Annotated in this window: 19 protein-coding genes and 1 tRNA gene; 10 read left to right on the top strand and 10 right to left on the bottom strand. The window is 70.6% G+C overall.

The genetic code is table 11. The annotated features are described in order from the left end of the window. Positions 1-28 precede the first annotated feature (28 nt). From ABDZ66_RS16550 to ABDZ66_RS16540, 3 genes are all read right to left on the bottom strand, one after another. Positions 29-553 carry a hypothetical protein gene (locus ABDZ66_RS16550; protein WP_343761278.1) on the bottom strand — a complete coding sequence of 175 codons (525 nt, stop codon included), beginning with the start codon at positions 551-553 and terminating at the stop codon, positions 29-31. Positions 554-567: 14 nt separating this feature from the next. Continuing rightward, positions 568-1,320 (bottom strand): ribonuclease H family protein, encoded by a 753-nt coding sequence (locus tag ABDZ66_RS16545; protein ID WP_343761276.1) that lies wholly within the window; start codon positions 1,318-1,320, stop codon positions 568-570. 138 nt (positions 1,321-1,458) lie between these two features. Further along, a complete protein-coding gene (locus ABDZ66_RS16540; RefSeq protein WP_343761274.1) occupies positions 1,459-1,662 on the bottom strand; it encodes a helix-turn-helix transcriptional regulator in 204 nt (67 codons plus the stop codon). A 108-nt stretch (positions 1,663-1,770) separates the two neighbouring features. On the opposite strand from ABDZ66_RS16540, the gene pyrE reads away from it, so the two are divergent. Then, the gene (pyrE, locus tag ABDZ66_RS16535) at positions 1,771-2,331 is read left to right on the top strand and encodes an orotate phosphoribosyltransferase (protein WP_343761272.1); all 561 of its coding nucleotides are present in this window, start codon (positions 1,771-1,773) and stop codon (positions 2,329-2,331) included. 318 nt (positions 2,332-2,649) lie between these two features. Here the strand turns inward: pyrE and ABDZ66_RS16530 are convergent, their stop codons facing one another. Both ABDZ66_RS16530 and ABDZ66_RS16525 read right to left on the bottom strand, forming a co-directional pair. Continuing rightward, complete coding sequence (locus ABDZ66_RS16530; RefSeq protein ID WP_343761269.1) at positions 2,650-4,464, bottom strand: ATP-binding cassette domain-containing protein; 1,815 nt, start codon at positions 4,462-4,464, stop codon at positions 2,650-2,652. A 61-nt stretch (positions 4,465-4,525) separates the two neighbouring features. Beyond that, on the bottom strand, positions 4,526-6,355 hold the full coding sequence (locus ABDZ66_RS16525; RefSeq protein WP_343761267.1) for an ABC transporter ATP-binding protein: 1,830 nt from the start codon (positions 6,353-6,355) through the stop codon (positions 4,526-4,528). Positions 6,356-6,535: 180 nt separating this feature from the next. Here ABDZ66_RS16525 and hemC point away from each other — a divergent pair, with 180 nt between their 5' ends. The 3 genes from hemC to ABDZ66_RS16510 all read left to right on the top strand — a co-directional run bounded on the left by hemC (position 6,536) and on the right by ABDZ66_RS16510 (position 8,691). Continuing rightward, positions 6,536-7,465 carry a hydroxymethylbilane synthase gene (hemC, locus tag ABDZ66_RS16520; RefSeq protein WP_343761265.1) on the top strand — a complete coding sequence of 310 codons (930 nt, stop codon included), beginning with the start codon at positions 6,536-6,538 and terminating at the stop codon, positions 7,463-7,465. A 1-nt stretch (position 7,466) separates the two neighbouring features. Next, on the top strand, positions 7,467-7,643 hold the full coding sequence (locus ABDZ66_RS16515) for a hypothetical protein (protein ID WP_343761263.1): 177 nt from the start codon (positions 7,467-7,469) through the stop codon (positions 7,641-7,643). Positions 7,644-7,725: 82 nt separating this feature from the next. Next, positions 7,726-8,691, top strand: a complete 966-nt coding sequence (locus ABDZ66_RS16510) for an asparaginase (RefSeq protein ID WP_343761261.1) — start codon at positions 7,726-7,728, stop codon at positions 8,689-8,691. A gap of 97 nt (positions 8,692-8,788) precedes the next feature. Here ABDZ66_RS16510 and ABDZ66_RS16505 read toward each other — a convergent pair whose 3' ends face one another. The 3 genes from ABDZ66_RS16505 to nth are packed head-to-tail and all read right to left on the bottom strand — an operon-like array spanning position 8,789 to position 11,468. Then, complete coding sequence (locus tag ABDZ66_RS16505) at positions 8,789-9,511, bottom strand: zinc ribbon domain-containing protein (protein ID WP_343761259.1); 723 nt, start codon at positions 9,509-9,511, stop codon at positions 8,789-8,791. Positions 9,512-9,546: 35 nt separating this feature from the next. After that, complete coding sequence (locus ABDZ66_RS16500) at positions 9,547-10,797, bottom strand: MFS transporter (RefSeq protein WP_343761257.1); 1,251 nt, start codon at positions 10,795-10,797, stop codon at positions 9,547-9,549. Beyond that, positions 10,794-11,468, bottom strand: coding sequence for an endonuclease III (nth, locus tag ABDZ66_RS16495; protein ID WP_343761255.1), 675 nt, complete (start codon positions 11,466-11,468; stop codon positions 10,794-10,796). Before nth ends, ABDZ66_RS16500 begins: the two co-directional genes overlap by 4 nt. 157 nt (positions 11,469-11,625) lie before the next feature. Between nth and ABDZ66_RS16490 the strand changes: the two genes are divergently transcribed. Together ABDZ66_RS16490 and ABDZ66_RS16485 are read left to right on the top strand one after the other, a co-directional pair. Next, a tRNA-Trp gene (locus ABDZ66_RS16490) sits at positions 11,626-11,701 on the top strand. Positions 11,702-12,069: 368 nt separating this feature from the next. Beyond that, entirely contained in the window at positions 12,070-12,717 is a 648-nt protein-coding gene (locus ABDZ66_RS16485; protein WP_343761253.1) for a hypothetical protein, read from the top strand. A gap of 213 nt (positions 12,718-12,930) precedes the next feature. Here the strand turns inward: ABDZ66_RS16485 and cutA are convergent, their stop codons facing one another. Beyond that, positions 12,931-13,251: a divalent-cation tolerance protein CutA gene (gene cutA, locus ABDZ66_RS16480; RefSeq protein ID WP_343761251.1), complete on the bottom strand. Its 321-nt coding sequence runs from the start codon at positions 13,249-13,251 to the stop codon at positions 12,931-12,933. 138 nt (positions 13,252-13,389) lie between these two features. Here cutA and ABDZ66_RS16475 point away from each other — a divergent pair, with 138 nt between their 5' ends. The 3 genes from ABDZ66_RS16475 to ABDZ66_RS16465 all read left to right on the top strand — a co-directional run bounded on the left by ABDZ66_RS16475 (position 13,390) and on the right by ABDZ66_RS16465 (position 15,751). Beyond that, a complete protein-coding gene (locus tag ABDZ66_RS16475; protein WP_343761249.1) occupies positions 13,390-13,836 on the top strand; it encodes a LapA family protein in 447 nt (148 codons plus the stop codon). Between the two features lie 101 nt (positions 13,837-13,937). Continuing rightward, positions 13,938-14,792, top strand: coding sequence for an acetyl-CoA carboxylase, carboxyltransferase subunit beta (accD, locus tag ABDZ66_RS16470; RefSeq protein ID WP_343761247.1), 855 nt, complete (start codon positions 13,938-13,940; stop codon positions 14,790-14,792). After that, positions 14,789-15,751, top strand: coding sequence for an acetyl-CoA carboxylase carboxyltransferase subunit alpha (locus ABDZ66_RS16465; RefSeq protein WP_343761245.1), 963 nt, complete (start codon positions 14,789-14,791; stop codon positions 15,749-15,751). Before accD ends, ABDZ66_RS16465 begins: the two co-directional genes overlap by 4 nt. Positions 15,752-15,963: 212 nt before the next feature. Here ABDZ66_RS16465 and ttcA read toward each other — a convergent pair whose 3' ends face one another. Next, positions 15,964-16,866, bottom strand: coding sequence for a tRNA 2-thiocytidine(32) synthetase TtcA (gene ttcA, locus ABDZ66_RS16460; protein WP_343761243.1), 903 nt, complete (start codon positions 16,864-16,866; stop codon positions 15,964-15,966). 231 nt (positions 16,867-17,097) lie between these two features. Between ttcA and ABDZ66_RS16455 the strand changes: the two genes are divergently transcribed. Next, entirely contained in the window at positions 17,098-19,464 is a 2,367-nt protein-coding gene (locus tag ABDZ66_RS16455) for a transglycosylase domain-containing protein (RefSeq protein ID WP_343761241.1), read from the top strand. Positions 19,465-19,466 lie beyond the last annotated feature (2 nt).

Genomic DNA, 19,466 nt, shown 5'->3' with positions numbered 1-19,466 from the left:
CCAGCGTAATGCCTGCGCCCCCCCGACATCAGCCGCCGGGCAGATGAAGCTCCCCCCTCACGTTTCGCAGGACGAGCGGCCCGTCGAATTGAACCCGGTACGGCTCTCCTTCGTTTCCCAGAAGATTACTCCCAGACTGAAAGTCGCAGTCCTCGATGATGACATCCGAGGGAAACCAACAGTCCCAGAAGCTCACGAAACCCCCGAACGTGCAGCCCTGAAGGTGAAACGGGCACCCAGGTTCGTTGTGCCCACCCATCTCGAAACTTGCGGCTCCGGTGACGAGGCAGTCGCGGAATACCGCTCCCCCCAACAGGTAGGCCATATGGAAGTTCAGGGTCGTCAACTGGCACCGGGTCACGGAGAGGAGGCTGAGAAAACTCACGTTTAAGCCGCTCAAAACGTCGATGACGCAATCTGTGATGCGGATGTTCATTTCCAGGCTGTCTCCCATCACCTGCTCCAGATCCAAGGAGGCCAGACGGACATGCGCGAGTTCCCCCGTTTGCCGGAGGCGCTCCAGCGCAACGGTCTCTGTGACAACTTCCAACATTGTTTCCAACACTTTCAGCCGACGCCCAGGAATTCGACCTGCACGCCGTTCTCGTCGGCGGCGCGGCGCGCGAGTTGCAGCGTCGCCTGCGCGCCCGCCCGCAGCGCCCGCTCGGGCCGGTGCCACAGGGCCTGCGCGACCCGGCTGGCCCGCCGCACCACCAGCACCTCGCCCGGCAGGGCCAGCCCCACGGCGGCCAGCAGGGCCTGCGCGCTCGGCGGGACCTCGGACATCACGTCCAGCGGGACGTGCGCCGTCACGCGCTCCCCAGGGCGGCGCAGGCTCACGCGGGCTTCGTCGCCCGCCGCGCGTTGCTCGATCAGCACGTCCGACCGGGTGGCCGTGAGGCCCGGCGTGCCCAGGCCCCGCCGCGCGTCGTTCGCCAGCTCGTGTGCGGTGAGCATGTGCCGCCGCGTGCGCGGCGCGTACCGCACGCGCAGACCCACGCCCCGCGCCGCAACCTCCTCCAGCACCTCGCGGGCCGCGTCCGTCAGGACCTCCGGCCCCCGCCCGCGCCCGACCGACGCGATCACCGCCTCGTTATCCGTATGCACGGTCAGCGCCTCGCCGGGCGGCGCGGCCCGCACGGCCTCCAGCACCGCGCGCACCTCGGCGGCATTGTTGTCCGGCGCGCGCAGCTGCCCCTGAAACCGGGCCGGCAGTTGCCCCGGCACGATCAGCACCAGCCCCCAGCCGCCCACGCCCACCAGTCGCCCCTCGGCGTCCGGTCCCTCATTCCAGCTGGCATCCACGAATGCCTGATTCACGCCGCACCACCTCCCACCCGCCCCGCCTGTCATTCTTCACGGCGAACGCCCAGTCTGCGCCCGGCGTTTCCTTCACGCGTCATTCAAGCGCGCCGTGCGGACGCCGCGCATCAGCCAGCACGCCTACGCGCCCCCCATCTACTCCAGCGTGATGTCCAGTCGCCGGGCCAGCACCCGCCGCGCCACCACATGCAGACTCCGCGGATCGTACTCACCCGCCTCCAGCCGCCGCAGCACCTCCGGCGACACGCCCGCCTCCCGCGCCAGCGCCACCAGCGAGATGCCCAGCAGGCGCCGCCGCGCCCCCACCGTCACCGCCCCCGGAAAAGTCACCGAATCCATGCACCATCATGCCCCCACCCCACCCCCACGCAATGGAACCCAGCCCCCCAAGCGACCCGGCCCCCAACCGACACCGCTCCGGCCACCCAGGATGAAATACTGACCTCCATGAACGTCCTGGATCTCTACCAGCAGGCCGGCGCGTACCACGAAGGCCATTTCCTCCTCGCCTCCGGTCGCCACAGCCCCAAATTCCTCCAGAGCACCACCGTCCTCCAGCACCCCCACCTCACCGAACAGATCGGGCAGGCCCTCGCCCAGCGCCTCAAGGAGAAAGGCATCCAGGCCGACCTGCTCATCGGCCCCGCCATGGGCGGCGTCGTCCTCGCCTACGAAACCGCCCGCCACTACGGCACCCGCGCCATCTTCGCCGAGAAAGACGGCCACGGCGGCATGAAAATCCGCGAGGCGTTCACCATCAAGCCCGGCGAACCCTTCATCGCCGTCGAAGACGTCCTCACCACCGGCGGCAGCGTCCTCAAAGCCGTCCGCGCCGCCGAAGCCGCCGGAGGACGCTGCGCCGCCATCGCCTGCATCGTCGACCGCCGCCCCGTCGAAGGCGATCTGGAGGGCTACCCGCTCGTGTCCCTCACGCGGCTCGTGTTCGACACGTACGCCCCGGACGAGGTGCCCGCGTGGCTGGCGGCCATTCCCTTGCAGGAGATCTGATACGGATTCCGTTTGTTTCGTTGACAACCCGGAACGGCACCGGGTCGTCAACTCCACGTCCGGAACCCGTTTCTCTCCTACTCGCATCCGCTCGGATTGAATGGCTTATAAAGCCATTCAATCGGAGTCCGTATGAAGGTTCCTTGGGGTTGCCGCCTGCGTGTTGCCCCACCCCCCAGCCCCCTCCGCAAGCGGCTCATACGAGTACCCCAGGGGGGCAGGGGGGGCTCTCGTTACGGGCCTCGTGGCGACGACGTTCGCCTTCAAGGCTCCCCTTGAGGGGAGCTGTCAGCGAAGCTGACTGAGGGGGCGCCCTTCCTACTCTCCGTCTGCCTCGTCGTCGTGCCAGAGGGCGCGCATTTCTTCGTTGCGTTCGAGGAGTTCGGGGAGGGTGCCGTGGTCGGTGAGGGTGCCGTTCTGGAGGAGGAGGATGCGGTCGGCGCGCAGGAGGGCGGCGCGGCGGTGGCTGACGACGAGGCAGGTGGCGTCGGTGCTGGCGAGGCCCTGCCAGAGTTGCGCTTCGGTGCGGGCGTCGAGGGCGCTGCTGACGTCGTCGAAGACGAGGAGGTCGGCGTCGCGGGCGAGCATGCGGGCGACGGCGGCGCGCTGGATCTGCCCGCCGCTGAGTTTCACACCGCGTGCGCCGACGGGGGTGGTGAGGCCGTTGCCGAGGGTGTCGAGGTCGGGTTCGAGGACGGCGAGTTTCACGGCGCGGCTGAGGTTGGTGTCGGGGCTGCCGCTGGTGATGTTTTCCTGCAGGGTGTCGCTGAACAGGTTGGGGATCTGGGCGGTGTACGCGCTGCGGGGGGGGACGAGGAAGGTGGCGGGGTCGTCGATGGGCTGGCCGTTCCAGTACGTGTGGCCGCTCTGGGTGGGGATCAGGCCGAGCAGGGCGCGCAGCAGGGTGCTTTTGCCGCTGCCGATGCGGCCGGTGATGACGATGAACTCGCCGCGCCGGACGCTGAAGCTGATGTCGCGCACGCCGAGGCCGCTGGGGTGCGTGGCGTTCAGGCCTTCCACGCGCAGTTCCTGCAGGGGGATGTGGGGTGGGGCGGGGTCGGGGGCGGGCGGGTCGGCGTTCAGGTGCACGTCGTGGTGGGCGACGATGGTGGTGTCCGGGGCGTCCTGCAGCAGGCGGGTCATGCGGTCGTAGCTGACGCCGGTGCGGCGGTGGCGGGCGATGGCGTCGCCGAAGAAGCCCATGGAGCCGGTCAGGCGGGGGAGCAGGCCGATGAACAGCACGAAGTCGGCCACGTCGAGCGCGCCGCCCCGGACCTTGTTCGCGCCGAGCAGCAGCACGAGGCCGACGGCGAGGTTGACCATGTTGGTGTTCACGCCGCGGATCAGTTCGGTCAGCAGGACGTCGCGCAGGGCGGCGTGGCGGCGCGTTTCGCCCAGGGAACGCAGGTGGCCGACCATGCGGTCTTCCTGCGCGGCGAGTTTCACGGCGCTGACCGCTCCGAAGGTCTCGCCGATGAAGTCCGTGACGCGGGCGGTCGCCTCGCGCATGCGGCGGCGGTACGTGCGGATGGTGGGCGAGAGGCGCTGCACGAACGCGATCATCAGCAGCAGTGGCGTGCACACCAGCAGCGTGATCAGGGGGTCCACGCGGGCCATCAGGGTGATGGCGATCAGGGAGTACGCGACGAAGCCCGCGCCGTCCACCCAGACTTCCGTGTACCCGGCGACGTCGTCCACGTCGTCGCGGAAGCGGCTGACGGCCTCGGCGGGCGTGTCGGGCAGGCGGCGGCTGCGGCGCGCGGTGAGCAGGTAGCCCAGCAGGTTGCGGCGCACCAGGGCGTCCAGCGTGTACCACAGCTGAATCCACGCGCGGAACGCGCCGTAGAAGATCCCGAAGCGGCTGAGGCGCACGAACGCGAACCACCCGAGCGCCACCCACGCGGCGGCGATGGCGGGGTTCAGGGGTTGCCCGCCGGTCCGCAGGGCGTCCGCTTCCTCCAGGTGGCGGAACACGCCGCTGACGGCCAGGGTCAGCAGGGCGGGGCTGGCGTGCACCATGCCCCACATGAGCAGGTTGAACGCGAACAGGGCGGGTTTGTAGCGGAACAGTTCCCGTGAGAGCGCGAAGGTGCGTTCCTTCGCGGGCGCGGGCGGCAGGGGTGAGGTGGTCATGCGGGACTCCAGGGGGTGCGTGGCGCGTGGGGGGCGGGCAGTGGGAGGGCCGTGCAGACCGTCATGCCAGCACGCCTTCCGGCGCGTTCTCGCTCAGCGTTCCGGCGCGCAGCAGGGCGGCGTAGTGGCTGCGCGGGTCGCGGGCCAGGTCGGCGCGGGGGCCGTCTTCGAGGACCTCGCCGCCGCCGAGGACCAGGATGCGGTCGGCGCGGGCGACGGTGTCGAGGCGGTGCGCGATGATGATGGCGGTGCGGCCGCTCAGCAGGCGGGTCATGGCGGCGGTCAGCAGGGCCTCGGTGGCGGGGTCGAGGCGGCTGCTGGGCTCGTCGAGGATGATGACGCTGGGGTCGCGCAGCAGGACGCGTGCGAAGGCCAGCAGTTGCGCCTCGCCGGCCGAGAGGCTGCCGGTGGGCAGCGGGGTGCGCACGCCCTGTTCCAGCCGCGAGAGCCACAGGCCCAGGCCGACCTCGTGCAGGGCCGCCTCGACCTGCTCGTCCGTGACGGTCGGGTCGAAGAAACTGAGGTTGTCGCGCACGCTCGCCTGGAACAGCTGCACGTCCTGAGTGACGACCGCCACGCGGCGGCGCAGGTCCTTGAGGGGCACGTGGGTGATGTTCACGCCGCCCAGCGTGATCTCGCCGGCGGTCGCGTCGTACAGGCGGGAGATCAGGCGGGTCAGGGTGGTCTTGCCGCTGCCGGTGCGGCCCAGCAGGCCGACGGTCTGCCCGGCGGGCAGGTGGAAGGTCACGCCGCTCAGCACGCCGCGCGCCTCGGGGTCCTCGGGCGCGTACGTGAACGACACGTCCCGGAAGTCCAGCGCCAGCGGGCCGTCGCTCAGGGGCACGCTGCCGCCCGTGACGGCGGTCCGCAGCGCGAGCAGTTCCGACACGCGCCCGATGCTCGCCCCGGCCTTCTGGAGGTCCTGAAGCTGCTGCGTGAGCTGATCGATGGGTTCCTCCACCAGCGTCATGTACTGGTACAGCAGGAACGCCGTGCCGAGCGTGATGCTCCCGGCGGCGTACAGGCCGATGGCGGTACTCAGCACCCCGACGTACCCGATGGCGAACAGCAGCATGCTGAGCTGCCACACCACGCTGCGCCGCCGCCAGGAATTGATGGACCGCGTGAAGAACTCGCGCTGCACGCGCAGGAAGCGGTTCAGGTGGTGGCCGCCGGCACCCAGGCTGCGGATGTCCTCCAGGCCGGTCAGGCGTTCCTCCACGAAGCCGAACAGGCGGGCGCTGCTCTCGCGTTCCAGGCGGGTGGGTTCCACGCCCAGTTTCCGCACGCGGTTCATGACGTACAGGGTGAGCAGCGTGAAGGTCGTGACGCCCAGGCCCACGCGCCAGTCCTGCCGGAAGAACATGATCAGCGCGCCGGTCAGCAGCAGCGCCGCCCCGAACACCCGCACCGCGAACTGCGAGAAGAAGTTACTGAGGGCCGTCACGTCCCCGTCGATGCGTTCGATCATCTCGCCCGGCGTGCGTTCCTTGTGTTCACGCATGTCCAGCGACAGCAGGTGGTCCATCAGGTCGGCGCGCAGGCGGTTCGTGGCGGTCCAGCCGACCCGCGCGCCCACGTACGTCGCGCCGGCCGTCATGAACTGCACGCCGACCGCCAGCGCGATGTACACGCCGGCCAGCCGCGCCAGCAGGGCCGGGTCGGCCCCGGCGCCCAGCCGGGCGTTGTCCACGAAACGCGCCAGCAGTTGCGGCAGGGTCAGGTTCAGGGCGGTGCCGGTCAGCAGCAGCGCCGCCAGCGCCAGCACCTGCCATTTCAGGGGGCCCAGGTACGTGGCGAGCACGCCCAGCGCCGTCGAGGGCCGCTGTGCGGGACTTCCGGATGGGGGGGCGTCCGGTGGCAGGGAAGAAGAGGGAACAGGCGCCGTCATTCCCACAGGCTAGGCCGAACGGACCCGCCGCCGCATCCGCCGAGTGGCGCATGGTCACCGGGCACACCCGCCTGGGGCGCGTGCCCGCGGGCGCGGAACGGTCCGGGGGTGACGCGGTCCGGGTCGCCCGGTCGGGTCCGGGACGCGCCGGGTCCTCGCAGCCCGTATAATGCGCGGGTTATGCGGATGGTGACGGTAGGAACGCGCGGCAGCACACTTGCGCTCGCACAGACCCAGTGGGTGGTTGCTCGCCTGAAGGAAGAATGGCCGGATACGGACTTCCGCATTCAGACGATCAGCACCAAGGGTGACCGCAACCGCGGCAGCCTGGAGGCCATGGCCCAGAAGGGAGACAAGGGCTTCTGGGTCAAGGAAATCGAGGACGCGCTGCTGTCGAAACGCATCGACATCGCCGTTCACTCCCTCAAGGACCTGCCCACCGAGCAGCCCGAAGGCCTGGAAGTCAGTTCCATTCCGCGCCGCGTGGACGCCCGTGACGTCCTGATCGGCAAGGAAGGCATGAAACGCCTCGCGGACCTCCCGCAGGGCGCCCGCGTGGGCACGAGCAGCGTGCGCCGCAAGGCGTTCCTGCGCGCCTACCGCCCGGACCTGCAGGTCATCGACCTGCGCGGCAACATCGACACGCGCCTCGCCGCGCTCGCCGGGGACGAGTACGACGCGATCATCCTGGCGGCGGCCGGCCTGATCCGCACCGAGATGCGCCACCGCATCGACGAGTTCGTGGAACCCGACATCCTGCTGCCCGCCCCCGGCCAGGGCGCCCTGGCCCTGGAGACCCGCTCGGACGACGACCTGACCATCGAGGTCGCGTACGCCATCCACGACCACACCACCGACGACCGCATCACCGCCGAACGCGAGTTCCTCGCGGGCCTGGGTGCGGGCTGCATGGCCCCGGTCGGCGCGCACGCCAGCGTCAAGGGCGGCATCCTGACCCTGGAAGGCTGGGTGGGCGCCCTGGACGGCTCGCAGGTCATCCGCGCCACCACGCAGGGCGACCCGGGCGAGTGCGCCGACATGGGCGCCGAACTCGCCAGCGACATGCTGGCCCAGGGTGCCGAGGCGCTCATCAGCGCCGCCCGCAGCTGAGGTGAACCGCCTGCCCCCACTGGTCATCGCCCTGGCCGCCGCGCTGCTGTGGCTGGGCATCGGCCTGTGGCAGCGCACCCAGGCGGGCACCTCGGCCCCGGACGCCCTGCTGGCCGAGTTGCCCCTCACGCTGGCCGTGTTCGGGCTGGCGTTCGTGTGGGCCGGTCGGCGCCGCTAACCCGGCTCCCGCAGGCCGCGCCGCGCCGCCCGTCCGGACAGACCGGGGAGCGGCGGGGCGCGCTTGCTCTAGCATCACGGGCATGCCCACCCCTCCCAGACTCGCGGTCATTCACACGGGCGGCACCATCGCCAGCCGCCCCAGCCCCGACGGGCGCGGCCTGACGCCGCAGCAGGCACCCAGCGTGCCCGGCCTGGACGGCGTGCAGGTGCACGACGTGCAGCCGTTCAGTCTGCCCAGCCCGCACATGACCCCGGCGCACATGGGGCAACTGGCCGCGCTGATCGAGACGCTCGCCCCGGACCACGACGGCATCGTGGTCACGCACGGCACCGACACCCTGGAGGAAACGGCGTTCGCGCTGCACCTCACCCTGAACGTGCCCGTCCCGGTCGTCCTGACCGGCAGCATGCGCCACGCCGAGGAGATCAGCTGGGACGGCCCGGCCAACCTGCTGGACGCCGCGCACGTCGCCCTGCACCCCAGCAGCCGCGAGCGCGGGCCGCTCGTGGTGATCGGCGGGGACATCTTCGACGCGCGGACCGTCACCAAGATCCACACGACCGCCGTGGACGCCTTCGGCGGCTACCCCGGCCCCATCGGCCGCATCGACCGTGAGGGCCGCACGCCCCGCCTGCACTACTTCGCGCGGCCCGAACCCCGCGCCACGTACCGCCCCGCGCACCTGAACGCCCGCGTGGAAATCCTGTACGCCTACGCCGGCTGGACCGGCGAGGGCTACGCCGAGGCCGCCGCACGGGCCGACGGGCTGGTCATCGCGGCCCTGGGGACCGGGAACCTCCCGGCCGAACTGCTGCCCCTGATCCGCGCGACCGACAAACCCGTGATCATCGCCACCCGCACGCACGCCGGGCCGGTCCTGCCCGTGTACGGGTACGCGGGCGGCGGCGCGACCCTGGTGGGAGCAGGCGCGATCCCCGCGAGTTTCCTGAACGCCCACAAGGCCCGGCTGCTGCTGCTGATCCTGCTGGGTCAGGGCCTGACGCGAGAGCAGATCCGCGCGGTGTTCGAACGCGACGAATTCTGAAGGTGGTACGCCGGGCCGTGCGTGCCGGGCCACAGCAAGGATTCAAAGCAGACCCCCACCCTGCCACGCGGCGGGGTGGGGGCGCTGTCTGGCCTGCTTACGCGAGGTCGAGACGGATCAGGAAGCGGCCGCAGCTCGGGCACTTCACGGGGGGCAGTTTGCCCAGCGCGGCTTTCTGCTGCACGTTCACCGGCAGCATGACGTTGCAGCCGCTGCAGCGTCCGGCCTTGATCTCCACGACGCCCAGGCCCTTCTTGGCGCGGCGGATCATGTCGTACTCACGCACGGTGCGGGTGTCGAGTTCCCCGGCGAGGCGGGCGCGTTCCTGGCGGTCGGCCTCGCCCTGGGCGCGCAGGTCCTGCACGCGGGCGTCGTCCTGTTCTTCCAGGGTGTTCAGGGTGGGGCGCAGCGCGCGGTGCTGGGCGCGCAGGTCGGCGGCGCGTTCGTTCAGTTCGCGCTGCCGTTCGCGCAGCGGCACGAGGTCCTCTTCCATCTCGTCGGCGCGTTCGCTGAGCATCTGGATGCGGCTGCCGTACTGGGACTGCGCGCGGGCGTCGAAGGCGTTCTTCTCCTGTTCCTCCTCGGCGCGGGCGATCTGCTCGCGGGTGCCGGCCAGGTCGAGTTCCTGCTGGCGCACGCGTTTGTCGACGCCCTCGAGGGTGATCTCGGTGTCCTCGAGTTCGTTGTTCAGGCGTTCCTGCTCGGCGCGGGCGGCGCGCAGCTCGTCAGGAATGTTGCTTTCCTCATCGCGCAGGCGATCAAGGTTCAGATCAAGTTCCTGAACGTGGTGCAGGCGGCGAAGGGGGGAGGAGTCACTCATCACTGGCAGTCTACCCCCCGAACCGTGAGGGAGGTTCACGCGGCGGGCGGGCGGGAGGTTAGGGCAGCGTTCATGCGGGCCGGGCGGTACAGGCCCAGGTAGATGGCCAGCACGCTCCCGGCGTACATCAGCAGCGTCCATGCGAACAGCAGGTTGAAGGCCAGCGTGAACGGCAGCGCGCCGCGCACCACGCCCGACAGGACGCTGCTGACCGCCCACCCGAGGTCCCAGGCGATCACGTTCACGGCCGAGTACATGGGACGGTCGCGTTCCGGCAGGGCGCTCATGGCGTACGCGCTGTACACCGGCCCGGCCGCGTTCATCAGGGCGCCGCGCGTGAACAGCGCCGCCGTGACCAGCCACAGGCTGGGCGCGAAGCCCAGCGCCGCCAGGAACGGCAACGAACTGGCCTGCACGACCAGCACCGCCTGCAGCGGCCCCATGCGGCGCACCAGCAGCGGCTGCAGCAGCGCCGTGGCGGCCGTCGCGAGGCTCGTCCAGGCGAACAGGGTGCCCAGGCCCGCGTAACTGATCTGGAATTTGCCCTCGATGAACACGTTCAGGAACGGAATGGTCGCCCCGGCCCCCAGGCCCACCAGGATGTTCGGCGCGACCAGCCGCGCCATGATGCCCTTCTCCTGCACGCTGAAGCTGCGGCCCTCACGGGCGGTCTTCCCGCTGGGTTTCAGCGCCAGAACCGGGACCAGCCCGGCCACCTGCAACGCCGCCGCGATCAGCAGCGCCGTCCGCAGCGCGCCCAGCCCGTCGGCGGGCGCACCGGTCCAGCTGGCGTACAGTTGCGGCACCTGTCCGCCCAGCAGGTTCCCCAGGAAGCCCGCGCCGGTCATCAGGGCGTTCTGCACGCTGAACAGCGTCACCCGGCTGCGCTCGTCGCTGTTGTTCGCCATGAACGGCGACGACGCCACGACCGTCAGGGCCGCGCCCGCGCCCTGCAACAGCGCCCCGGCGATCACCAGGGCCGCGCCGCCCGCCACGGCCAGCAGCACGGTCCCCGCGAGGCTCAGGGCCGCGCCGACCTTCAGGGTGTGCGCGTTGCTGATCCGCCGCGCCAGCGCCACCGCCGGCAGGCTCAGGGCGGCGAGCGTGACGGCCGGCAGCGCGTTCAGGACGCCCTGCCACTCGGCGCCCAGCCCCAGCGCCCGCAGGTAGAAGTTCAGGAACAGCGCCGTGAACGCCTGCGACAGCCCGAACGAGAACACCGCCGCCAGGAACAGCCACACCTGCCGCGAGAACCGCCACGACTGCCCGCGAACCGGCCCGTTCACGCCACGCCCACTTTCGGGCAGAAGGCCGCCATGCGGCACGCCGCGCACGCCGGGTTGCGTGCCGCGCACACCCGCCGCCCGTGCAGGATCAGCGCGTGGTGCAGGAACACCCACCGCTCACGCGCGAAGAGCTTCTGCAGGTCCGCCTCCACCCGGTCGGGGTTGGTCTGCACGCTCAGGCCCAGCCGGCGCGCCAGTCGCCCCACGTGCGTGTCCACCGCGATGGCCGGGTACCCGAAGGCGTTACTGAGGACCACGTTCGCGGTCTTGCGGCCCGCGCCGGGCAGCGCCACGACCGCCCCGAAATCGTTCGGCACCTCGCCCCCGTGCCGTTCGACCAGCAGCCGCGCCAGCGCCGCGAGGTTCCGCGCCTTGCCCCGGTACAGCCCGATCCGGCGGATGAACGGCTCGATCTCTTCCGGCTGCGCGGCGCTCATGGCGTGCGCGTCCGGGTACGCCGCGAACAGCGCGGGCGTCGCGGCGTTCACGCTCACGTCCGTCGCCTGCGCGCTCAGGACCGTCGCGACCAGCAGCTCGAAGGGCGTGCGGAACTCCAGTTCCGTGCGGGCGTCCGGGTACAGCGCCTCCAGCGCGCCCAGCACCTGCGGCGCCCGCGCCCGCGCGCCTGCCGGGAGGCGCGCCGGAGTCGATCTGGAAGGTCTGACGGTCATCGCAGCCCAAGCTACACCCACCCCGTCCCCGCCGTCCGCGCGGAACAGACGCCTCCGCACCGTCCGCGGCGTCCGCCAGTCGCGGCGCCGCCCGGACTTGCGCACCCCGTGCGGCTCTGCTACTCTGCATGCGCCCGTGCCCTGCGCACGTCAGCAAGGGTCCTTAGCTCAGTTGGTAGAGCATCGGTCTCCAAAACCGAGGGTCGTAGGTTCAAGTCCTTCAGGGCCCGCCACACAGACCCCCCGCCACGTGCGGGGGGTTTTTCATGCCTTCCGGCGAGGCGGACCTGCACGCCGGACACGGCCTCCACCTGTTCCGTCCGCCCGGCAGGCCGGTCCGGGCGTGCCCCTGACCGATCGCTGCGCTCCCGGCCCTGACGGGAAACGCACCGCAGCGCCCATGACAGAATCCTTTCTGCGTGGGCAGGGGCGGGACGTGAAGGTCCAGCGTGAAATGTCCGTCATGGAAGGGGACAGTCCGTCATTAGAATGAACAGACCGCGGACAGGCGACCTCCCTCCGGAGACGGTCTGCGCTTTGCCGCCCGGTCCTGCCGGGTCCTTCCTCCGCCGGCCCCACCCTTCCTCACAAGGAGCTTTTCATGCACAAGACTGTCTCTGCCGCCGCCCTGATTACCCTCGCCACCACCCTCGCCAGCTGCGGCGCGATCGTCGGTAAGTTCGTGCCTCCCCAGACGGTCGAGAACCCCGCCGGGCTGAACGGCAAGACCCTCAGCTCCAGCGGACCGCTGCAGCCCGCCGCCGTCAAGGGCACGGTCTCCTACTCCACCCAGGGCGCGCCGTTCGCAGACGTGGCGTACCCGAAAGACGTGCCGTTCGACATCCGGCCGCACGCCCTGGAATTCCAGGCCGGGTTCACCGAGGCGACCGCCTCGGGCCTGTGCAACGCGCCCCAGTCAGCCAAGGTGACCCTCAAGACCCTGAAGGTCGAGGTCAGTGACGCGGCCGGGAAGGCCACCTTCAACGCCACGGTGAACGCCACCTTCAACCTGACCCGCCGGTCCAGCGGCGTGTCCTCGGTGGTGTACAGCGTGAACGCCGACGACCTCGCCACCCTGAAGGTCGGCGCAGCCGAGACGGACGCCTTCATCCGCGCGCTGACCAGCGGCGGCGACAACACCGCCAGCGTGGTCGCCGAGATCGGCGCCGACCAGGACGGTCTGGCCGGCTGCAGCATGTCCTTCAAGCTGAACGACCGCACCAAGGTCATCCTGTCCGACTTCAGCTGAGCGTGCCGGACGGGGCGGGGACGGGCGCAGCGGCCCCCGTCCCCGCCCCGTCTGTCTGATACGGACTGCCGTTTGTTTCGTTAACAGATCGGAACACCACCGATCTGTCAACTCCACGTCCGGAACCCGGTTTTCTCCCACTCGCTTCGCTCGGATTGAATGGCTTACAAAGCCGTTCAATCGGAGTCCGTATGACCGCACCGCCGGCTGTTCCTACCTCTGCGGGGTGCTGAGCGCCTCGCGCAGCCAGCTCTGGAATTCCGGCAGGGCGCGGTCGTACTGCAGCGCGATGATCTCCGGCACCTCGTAGGGGTGCAGCGCCTTGATGCGCGCCTCGAGGTCGGGGTAACGCTCGCCGCTGGTCTTGATCAGCAGCAGGCTCTCGGGGTCCTCGGCGACCTCGCCGTGCCAGCGGTACACGCTCTGCAGGCCCGGCACGATGTTCACGCATCCGGCGAGGTGCTCGGCAACGAGGATGCGGGCCAGGTCATGCGCCCGCTCGGGGGGAAGTGTGACCAGAACGACGAGTGACATACCAGCGCAGCATACGCTGGCAGGCCGGAACCGCACCACCGGGGCCGGCTGGGGGGCAGGCGTTCCGGCCGGAGCGTGAACGTTCCCGCAATCCGGGACGGGCCGCTTCATGAGAGGGCCGGTGTTACGCTGGCAGGCATGCGGACCATCGTCCTGATCATCGCGCTGGCACTCCTGGCAATCTTCGCCATGCTGAACACCAACGCCCTGATGTTCCCTCACACGTTGAGCCTGGGCTTCGCGACCTACCGGGGCGTGCCGATGGGCCTGATCCTGCTGATCGTGGCGACCCTGCTGACCCTGGTGTTCTACTTCTGGGCGGGAATCACGGGCCTGCGCGCCCAGGCGGACAGCGCCAAACTCCTGCGGGACATGGAGGCCCTGCGCGTCAGCCTCGACCAGCAGGAAGGCAGCCGCTTCGCGCAGCTGCAGACGTACCTGGACGAACGGTTCCGGGCGCTGGAAGCGGCGCGCGGCGCCGGCGCGGACGTCCCCGCCCTGACCGCCCGGGTCGACGCGCTGCAGCAGGACCTGAACCTGCAACTGGCGCAGATGGACGATTACCTGAAAAGCAAGCTGCGCTGAACGCCCACGCCGGGCGGGCTGCATTGGACCCGGTGCAACCGGACGCGCGGGGGGCCACTAGAATGCGCGGGTAAGGATGCATATCCGGGAGGACTCACCACATGGCGCTTGACCGATTTTTCCGCCGCCGCCGCCCACAGCAGCAGGGTGGCGCGGACATGCCCGATCTCTGGACCCAGTGCCCCCAGTGCAAGGAGGGGCTGTACAACCGTGACCTCGAAGCGAACGCCTTCGTGTGCCCCAAGTGTGGGCATCACCTGCGGCTGGACGCCGCGCAGCGCGTGGCAGTCCTGCTCGACGAGGGCAGCTTCACGCAGCTGTCCGGCGCGGTCCACCCCACCGACGCCCTGAACTTCCAGGACACCGAGAGTTACCCCGAGCGCCTGCGCCGCGCCCAGAAGAAGACCGGCCGGCCCGACGCGATCCTGACCGGCACCGGCACCATCCTGGACGTACCGGTCACGCTGGCCGTCATGGACTTCGCGTTCAGTGGCGGCAGCATGGGCAGCGTCGTCGGCGAGGAAATCGCCCGCGCCGCCGAGCACGCCGCCCGGCAGGGCACGCCGCTGGTCATCGTGACCGCCAGCGGCGGCGCCCGCATGCAGGAGAGTGCCCTGTCCCTGATGCAGATGGCCAAGACCACCGTCGCCCTCGAAACGCTCGCCGAGCGGGGCCTGCCGTACGTGAGTGTCCTGACCGACCCGACCACCGGCGGCGTGACCGCCAGCTTCGCCACCATCGCCGACGTGATCCTCGCCGAGCCCGGCGCGCTGATCGGCTTCGCGGGGCCGCGCGTGATCCAGCAGACCATCCGTCAGAGCCTCCCGGACGGCTTCCAGCGGGCCGAGTTCCTGCTGTCGCACGGCATGGTGGACGCCGTCGTGGACCGCCGCGAGCAGCGCGCGTACCTCGCGTCCCTGCTGGGCCTCCTGACCCGACAGGAGGTGAGCGCGTGACCGCCGGCATCGACACCCTGAAGGAACTCGAGGCGCGCGTACACGATCTGGAAGTCACCGCGCAGCGCACCGGGCAGAACCTCGACGCGGCCATCACCCCGCTGCGGGCCGAGGTGGACCGCCTGCGCGCCGCCCACACCCCCACCCCGAAGGCCGACCCGACCCGCTGGGAGCGCGTGCAACTGGCCCGCGCTCCCGGCCGCCCCACCGCGCTCGACTACGTGGAGCAGCTGTGCACCGAGTTCACGGAACTGCACGGCGACCGCCGCTACGGCGACGACCCCGCCCTGATCGGCGGTCCCGCCCGCTGGCAGGGCGTGCCCGTCATGCTGCTGCTGCAGCAGAAGGGCCGCGACACGAAAAGCAAGATCAAACGCCGCTTCGGCAGCGCCAACCCGGAAGGCTACCGCAAGGCCGTGCGCCTGATGGACCTCGCGGACAAGTTCGGGCTGCCCGTCGTGGCGCTCGTGGACACCCAGGGCGCCTACCCCGGCCTGGAAGCCGAGGAACGTGGCCAGGGCTGGGCGATCGCCGAGAGCATCCGCCGCATGCTGAACCTGCGCGTGCCGGTCGTGAACGTCGTCATCGGCGAGGGCGGCTCGGGCGGCGCGCTCGCCATCGGCGTGGGAAACCGCGTGCTGATCCAGGAGAACGCGTGGTACTCCGTGATCTCCCCGGAGGGTGCCGCGAGCATCATCTGGAAGGACGCCAGCAAGGCCCCCCTGGCGGCCGAGGCGCTGCGCCTGACCGCCCCGGACCTGCTGGAACTCGGGATCGTCGAGGAAGTCATCCCCGAACCCGCCGGCGGCGCGCACCTGAACCCCCAGCAGGCCGCCCACGCGGTCGGCGAGGCCGTCACCCGGCACCTGCGCGAACTGGCCGCGCAGGACCCCGCCACCCTGAAATCCGGCCGCGCCGCGCGCTTCCGCCGCCTGGGCGCCTACACCGAGACGCCCTGACGCCCACACCACAGGACGGGGCCACGCGCTGAAGGGCGCGCGGCCCCGCTGTCACACCGGGCAACGGGGCGACCTCATACGGACTGCCGTTTGTTTCGCCAACAATCCGGAAGTTCACCGGATGGCCGGCTCCACGTCTGGCAGCCCGCCCAGCTCCCACTCGCTTCGCTCGGACCCAGCGGGCTTTGCAGCGCATTCAATCGGAGTCCGTATCAGCCGAGCATGTCGAGTTCCTGCACGCCGCTCAGGAACTCGCGCTGCGGGTAGTCCTCGGGGTCGAAGCCCCGGTCACCCTCGGGCGGCGTGACGCTCAGGGACGCGAAGTCGAACAGGTCGCGGTCCATCAGGTGGCTGGGCGTCACGCGAGTCAGGGCGCGGGCGATGTTCGTCAGGCGGCCCGGGTGCTCCCGCTCCCAGCCTTCCAGCATCTCGCCGACCACCTTGCGCTGGAGGTTCTCCTGGCTGCCGCACAGGTTGCAGGGAATGATCGGGAACTCTCGGGCCTGCGCGTAGCGGATGATGTCGGCCTCCGCGACGTAGGCCAGGGGGCGGATCACGACGTTCGTGCCGTCGTCGCTCTGCAACTTGGGCGGCATGGCCTTCAGGCGCGCGCCGAAGAACAGGTTCATGAACAGCGTCTCCAGGATGTCGTCGCGGTGGTGGCCCAGCGCGATCTTCGTCGCGCCGATCCGGCGGGCGTGCCCGTACAGGATGCCGCGGCGCAGGCGGCTGCACAGCGCGCAGGTGGTCTTGCCCTCCGGGGTCTTCTCCTTGACCACGCTGTACGTGTCCTGCGTGAGCAGGTCGTGACGCACGCCCAGCTCCGTCAGGTAGCGGGGCAGGACGTCCTTCGGGAAGCCCGGCTGCCCCTGGTCGAGGTTCACGGCGACGATCTCGAAGTCGATGGGCGCCTTCTTCTGCAGGTGCAGCAGGACGTCCAGCAGCGTGTAACTGTCCTTCCCGCCGGACAGGCAGACCATCACGCGGTCACCGTCCTCGATCATGCGGTAGTCACCGATGGCCTGCCCGGCCGCCCGGACGATGGGGGTCAGCAGGCGGTCGGAATCGGCGGTGCGGAGGCTTGGAGGCTGGGCGGGAGGAACAGTGTGGGTCATGGTGCGCACCGCCGATGGTACCTGCTGCGCGGCGGGGCAAGTGTTCCCTGCGCCGCACGCGCCCGAGCGCTCCTGAAGGTCCGCTCATGCTTTGGGGGGATGTGAGGGAGCGGCCCGCGGCGGCATACTGCCCCGCATGACGGTCCTTTTCCCCTCTCAGGCGCGGCCCGGCCCGGCCGACCGTGACGGCGTCCCGGTCCGCCCTCACTGGCGGCCGGTACAGTGAAGCGGATGAAGGTCTCGGGTGTGCTGGGTGGCGTGGTGCTGGTGGTCGCGGCGGGCGCGGGAAGCGCGTGGTTCGCGTGGGGGCGCGACCTGCCCAGCGTGTCGGACCTCGACGTGCTGGAGTACAGCGGGCAGACCCGCGTGTACGACCGGGCGGGCAGTCTGGTGGGCACCCTGTCACCCAGCCTCAGCAGCGGCGGCAGCGTGAACCGCAACCTGCTGAAAGCCTCGCAGATCAGCCCGTGGCTGCAGAAGGCCGTGGTGACCAGCGAGGACCGCCGCTTCTACCAGCACGGCGGCGTCGACCTGATCGGGATCGCGCGCGGGGTGGTCAAGGGCGTGCTGCAGAACGACCTCGAGGGCGGCAGCTCCATCACGCAGCAGGTCGTGAAGAACACCCTGCTCGCCGACCTGCAGGGCGCCCGCACCCCGGAACGCAAGTTCAAGGAGGCGGTCCTGGCCTACCAGCTGGAACGCAACTTCAACAAGGACCAGATCCTGAACGCGTACCTGAACGTCATCTACTGGGGAGACGGGGGCAGCAGCGACATCATCGGGGCGGGCGGCGCGGCCCACGCGTACTTCCGCAAGGACGCCCGCGAACTGAACCTCGCTGAGAGCGTGTACCTCGCCACCATCATTCCCGCCCCGAACCGCCGGTACAGGTCCTTCAAGGCGTACCGCCCCCTGATGAAGGACCTGCTCTCCCGCATGGTCGAGGACGGCAAGATCACGCAGGCCGAGGCGAACGCCGCCTGGAAAACCCCGATCTACCCGGCCGGATGGCGCCTCGGCTGGAACGACGACGGCACCCTCCGCTCGGCGACGCTGGAACGCCCCTCGCGGCCCGGCGAGAACCTGAACCTGCTCGAAGGGGTGCGCCGCTACCCGAACCAGTTCTACCTGCAGGCCGTCGAGAAGGAACTGCTGCCCGTCATCGGCCGCAAGGCCCTGTACGGCGGCGGGAAGATCTACACCGGCATGAGCGCCGCCGCGCAGGCCGCCGCCGAGCAGGCCAGCCGCGACGCGGACCTGCCCGGCGGGGCGACGCTGGGCGTCGCGCTTGTCCGGCCGGACAGCGGCGAGGTCCTGGCGCTGGTCGGGCAGAAACTCACGGACGGGCGGCCCAGCGACTGGAACAACGCCACGCAGGCCCGCCGGCAGGTGGGCAGTTCCATCAAGCCGCTGCTGTACACCCTGGCGCTGCAAAAAGGCTGGAAGCAGAGCGACACGGTCCTCGACGCCCCGATCCAGGGTGACTACCAGCCCATGAACTACGACCGCCGCTGGACCGGCCGGTACGTCACCATGCGCTACTCGCTGGACCACAGCCTGAACCTGCCCACGGTGCGCATCGGGCAGGAACTCGGCGTGCCCACCTTCGAGGCGAAACTGCGGGACCTGGGTCTCACGCCGCCTGCCGACGGGGGCCTGTCCCTGACCATCGGCACGCTGGAAGCCAGCCCGTTGCAGATGGCCGCCGCGTACGCCACCTTCGCCAACGGCGGCCTGTACTACGAGCCCAGCCTGGTCCGCCGGGTCGAGGACCCACGCGGCAAGGTGCTGTACACCCGCCCCGCTCCCACCCCCCGGCGCGTCTGGGACGCCCAGACCGCCTGGCTGGGCCTGGACATGCTGCGCGGCGTCGTGAACGACCTGACGCCCGCCCAGGGGGGCCTCGCGGCCCGCGCGCAGATTCCGGGCTGGCAGGTGGGCGGGAAGACCGGCACCACCAACGACATCAAGGACCTGTGGTTCGCCGGCGTGACCCCCACCGTCGCCGGGGCCGTCTGGGTCGGCAGGCAGCAGGGCGGGTCGCTGCCCTCCTGGGCGTTCAGCGGCGAGATTCCCACGCCCATCTGGCAGCAGGCGGTCGCCGGGGCGCTGGCCGGGCAGACGCCCGTGCCGTTCAGGGAACCGCCGGGCATCGCGTACCGCGTGGTGCGGCAGGTGACCATGGCCTTCCGCGAGACGGAAGCCGACAACGAACCCGTCGCGCGCGACGGCAGCGGCAGCAACCGGGGCTTCTTCGGCCGTCGCGCGCCCGTCCGTCCGTCCGGCACCCCGGAACCGGCCGCGCCTGACCCCGTTCCCGCCACCCCGGAACCCGCTCCGGCCCCCGACCCGGTGGACGCCATTCCGGCCACCCCGCCGCCCGAGCAGCCGCCCGAACCCACCCCCGAGCCGGTCACCCCCACCGTGCCGGTCCCGAACCCACCCGAACCGCTGCCGCAGCCGGAGCCTGCAGCGCCCCCGGTGCCCGCTGAGCCGGACCCGGACGGCGGCGACGCCGCCACCCCCGACCCGGCGCCACTCCCCGAGCTGCCCGCCGACCCGGACGCACCCGTGAACGAGATCACTCCGCTCGACTGACC

This window comes from Deinococcus depolymerans, assembly GCF_039522025.1.
GTDB lineage: Bacteria > Deinococcota > Deinococci > Deinococcales > Deinococcaceae > Deinococcus > Deinococcus depolymerans.
This window is presented reverse-complemented; position numbering and strand designations above follow the sequence as displayed.

What these genes read in the sequence shown, in the direction of transcription:
- hemC (WP_343761265.1), top strand. Translation starts at nt 6,536, where the DNA reads ATGCGGATGGTGACGGTAGGAACGCGCGGCAGCACACTTGCGCTCGCA.
- ABDZ66_RS16485 (WP_343761253.1), top strand. Translation starts at nt 12,070, where the DNA reads ATGCACAAGACTGTCTCTGCCGCCGCCCTGATTACCCTCGCCACCACC.
- nth (WP_343761255.1), bottom strand. Translation starts at nt 11,468, where the DNA reads ATGACCGTCAGACCTTCCAGATCGACTCCGGCGCGCCTCCCGGCAGGC.
- ABDZ66_RS16475 (WP_343761249.1), top strand. Translation starts at nt 13,390, where the DNA reads ATGCGGACCATCGTCCTGATCATCGCGCTGGCACTCCTGGCAATCTTC.
- cutA (WP_343761251.1), bottom strand. Translation starts at nt 13,251, where the DNA reads ATGTCACTCGTCGTTCTGGTCACACTTCCCCCCGAGCGGGCGCATGAC.
- ttcA (WP_343761243.1), bottom strand. Translation starts at nt 16,866, where the DNA reads ATGACCCACACTGTTCCTCCCGCCCAGCCTCCAAGCCTCCGCACCGCC.
- ABDZ66_RS16530 (WP_343761269.1), bottom strand. Translation starts at nt 4,464, where the DNA reads ATGACCACCTCACCCCTGCCGCCCGCGCCCGCGAAGGAACGCACCTTC.
- ABDZ66_RS16550 (WP_343761278.1), bottom strand. Translation starts at nt 553, where the DNA reads ATGTTGGAAGTTGTCACAGAGACCGTTGCGCTGGAGCGCCTCCGGCAA.
- ABDZ66_RS16540 (WP_343761274.1), bottom strand. Translation starts at nt 1,662, where the DNA reads ATGGATTCGGTGACTTTTCCGGGGGCGGTGACGGTGGGGGCGCGGCGG.
- ABDZ66_RS16505 (WP_343761259.1), bottom strand. Translation starts at nt 9,511, where the DNA reads ATGAGTGACTCCTCCCCCCTTCGCCGCCTGCACCACGTTCAGGAACTT.
- ABDZ66_RS16455 (WP_343761241.1), top strand. Translation starts at nt 17,098, where the DNA reads ATGAAGGTCTCGGGTGTGCTGGGTGGCGTGGTGCTGGTGGTCGCGGCG.
- ABDZ66_RS16510 (WP_343761261.1), top strand. Translation starts at nt 7,726, where the DNA reads ATGCCCACCCCTCCCAGACTCGCGGTCATTCACACGGGCGGCACCATC.
- accD (WP_343761247.1), top strand. Translation starts at nt 13,938, where the DNA reads ATGGCGCTTGACCGATTTTTCCGCCGCCGCCGCCCACAGCAGCAGGGT.
- pyrE (WP_343761272.1), top strand. Translation starts at nt 1,771, where the DNA reads ATGAACGTCCTGGATCTCTACCAGCAGGCCGGCGCGTACCACGAAGGC.
- ABDZ66_RS16525 (WP_343761267.1), bottom strand. Translation starts at nt 6,355, where the DNA reads ATGACGGCGCCTGTTCCCTCTTCTTCCCTGCCACCGGACGCCCCCCCA.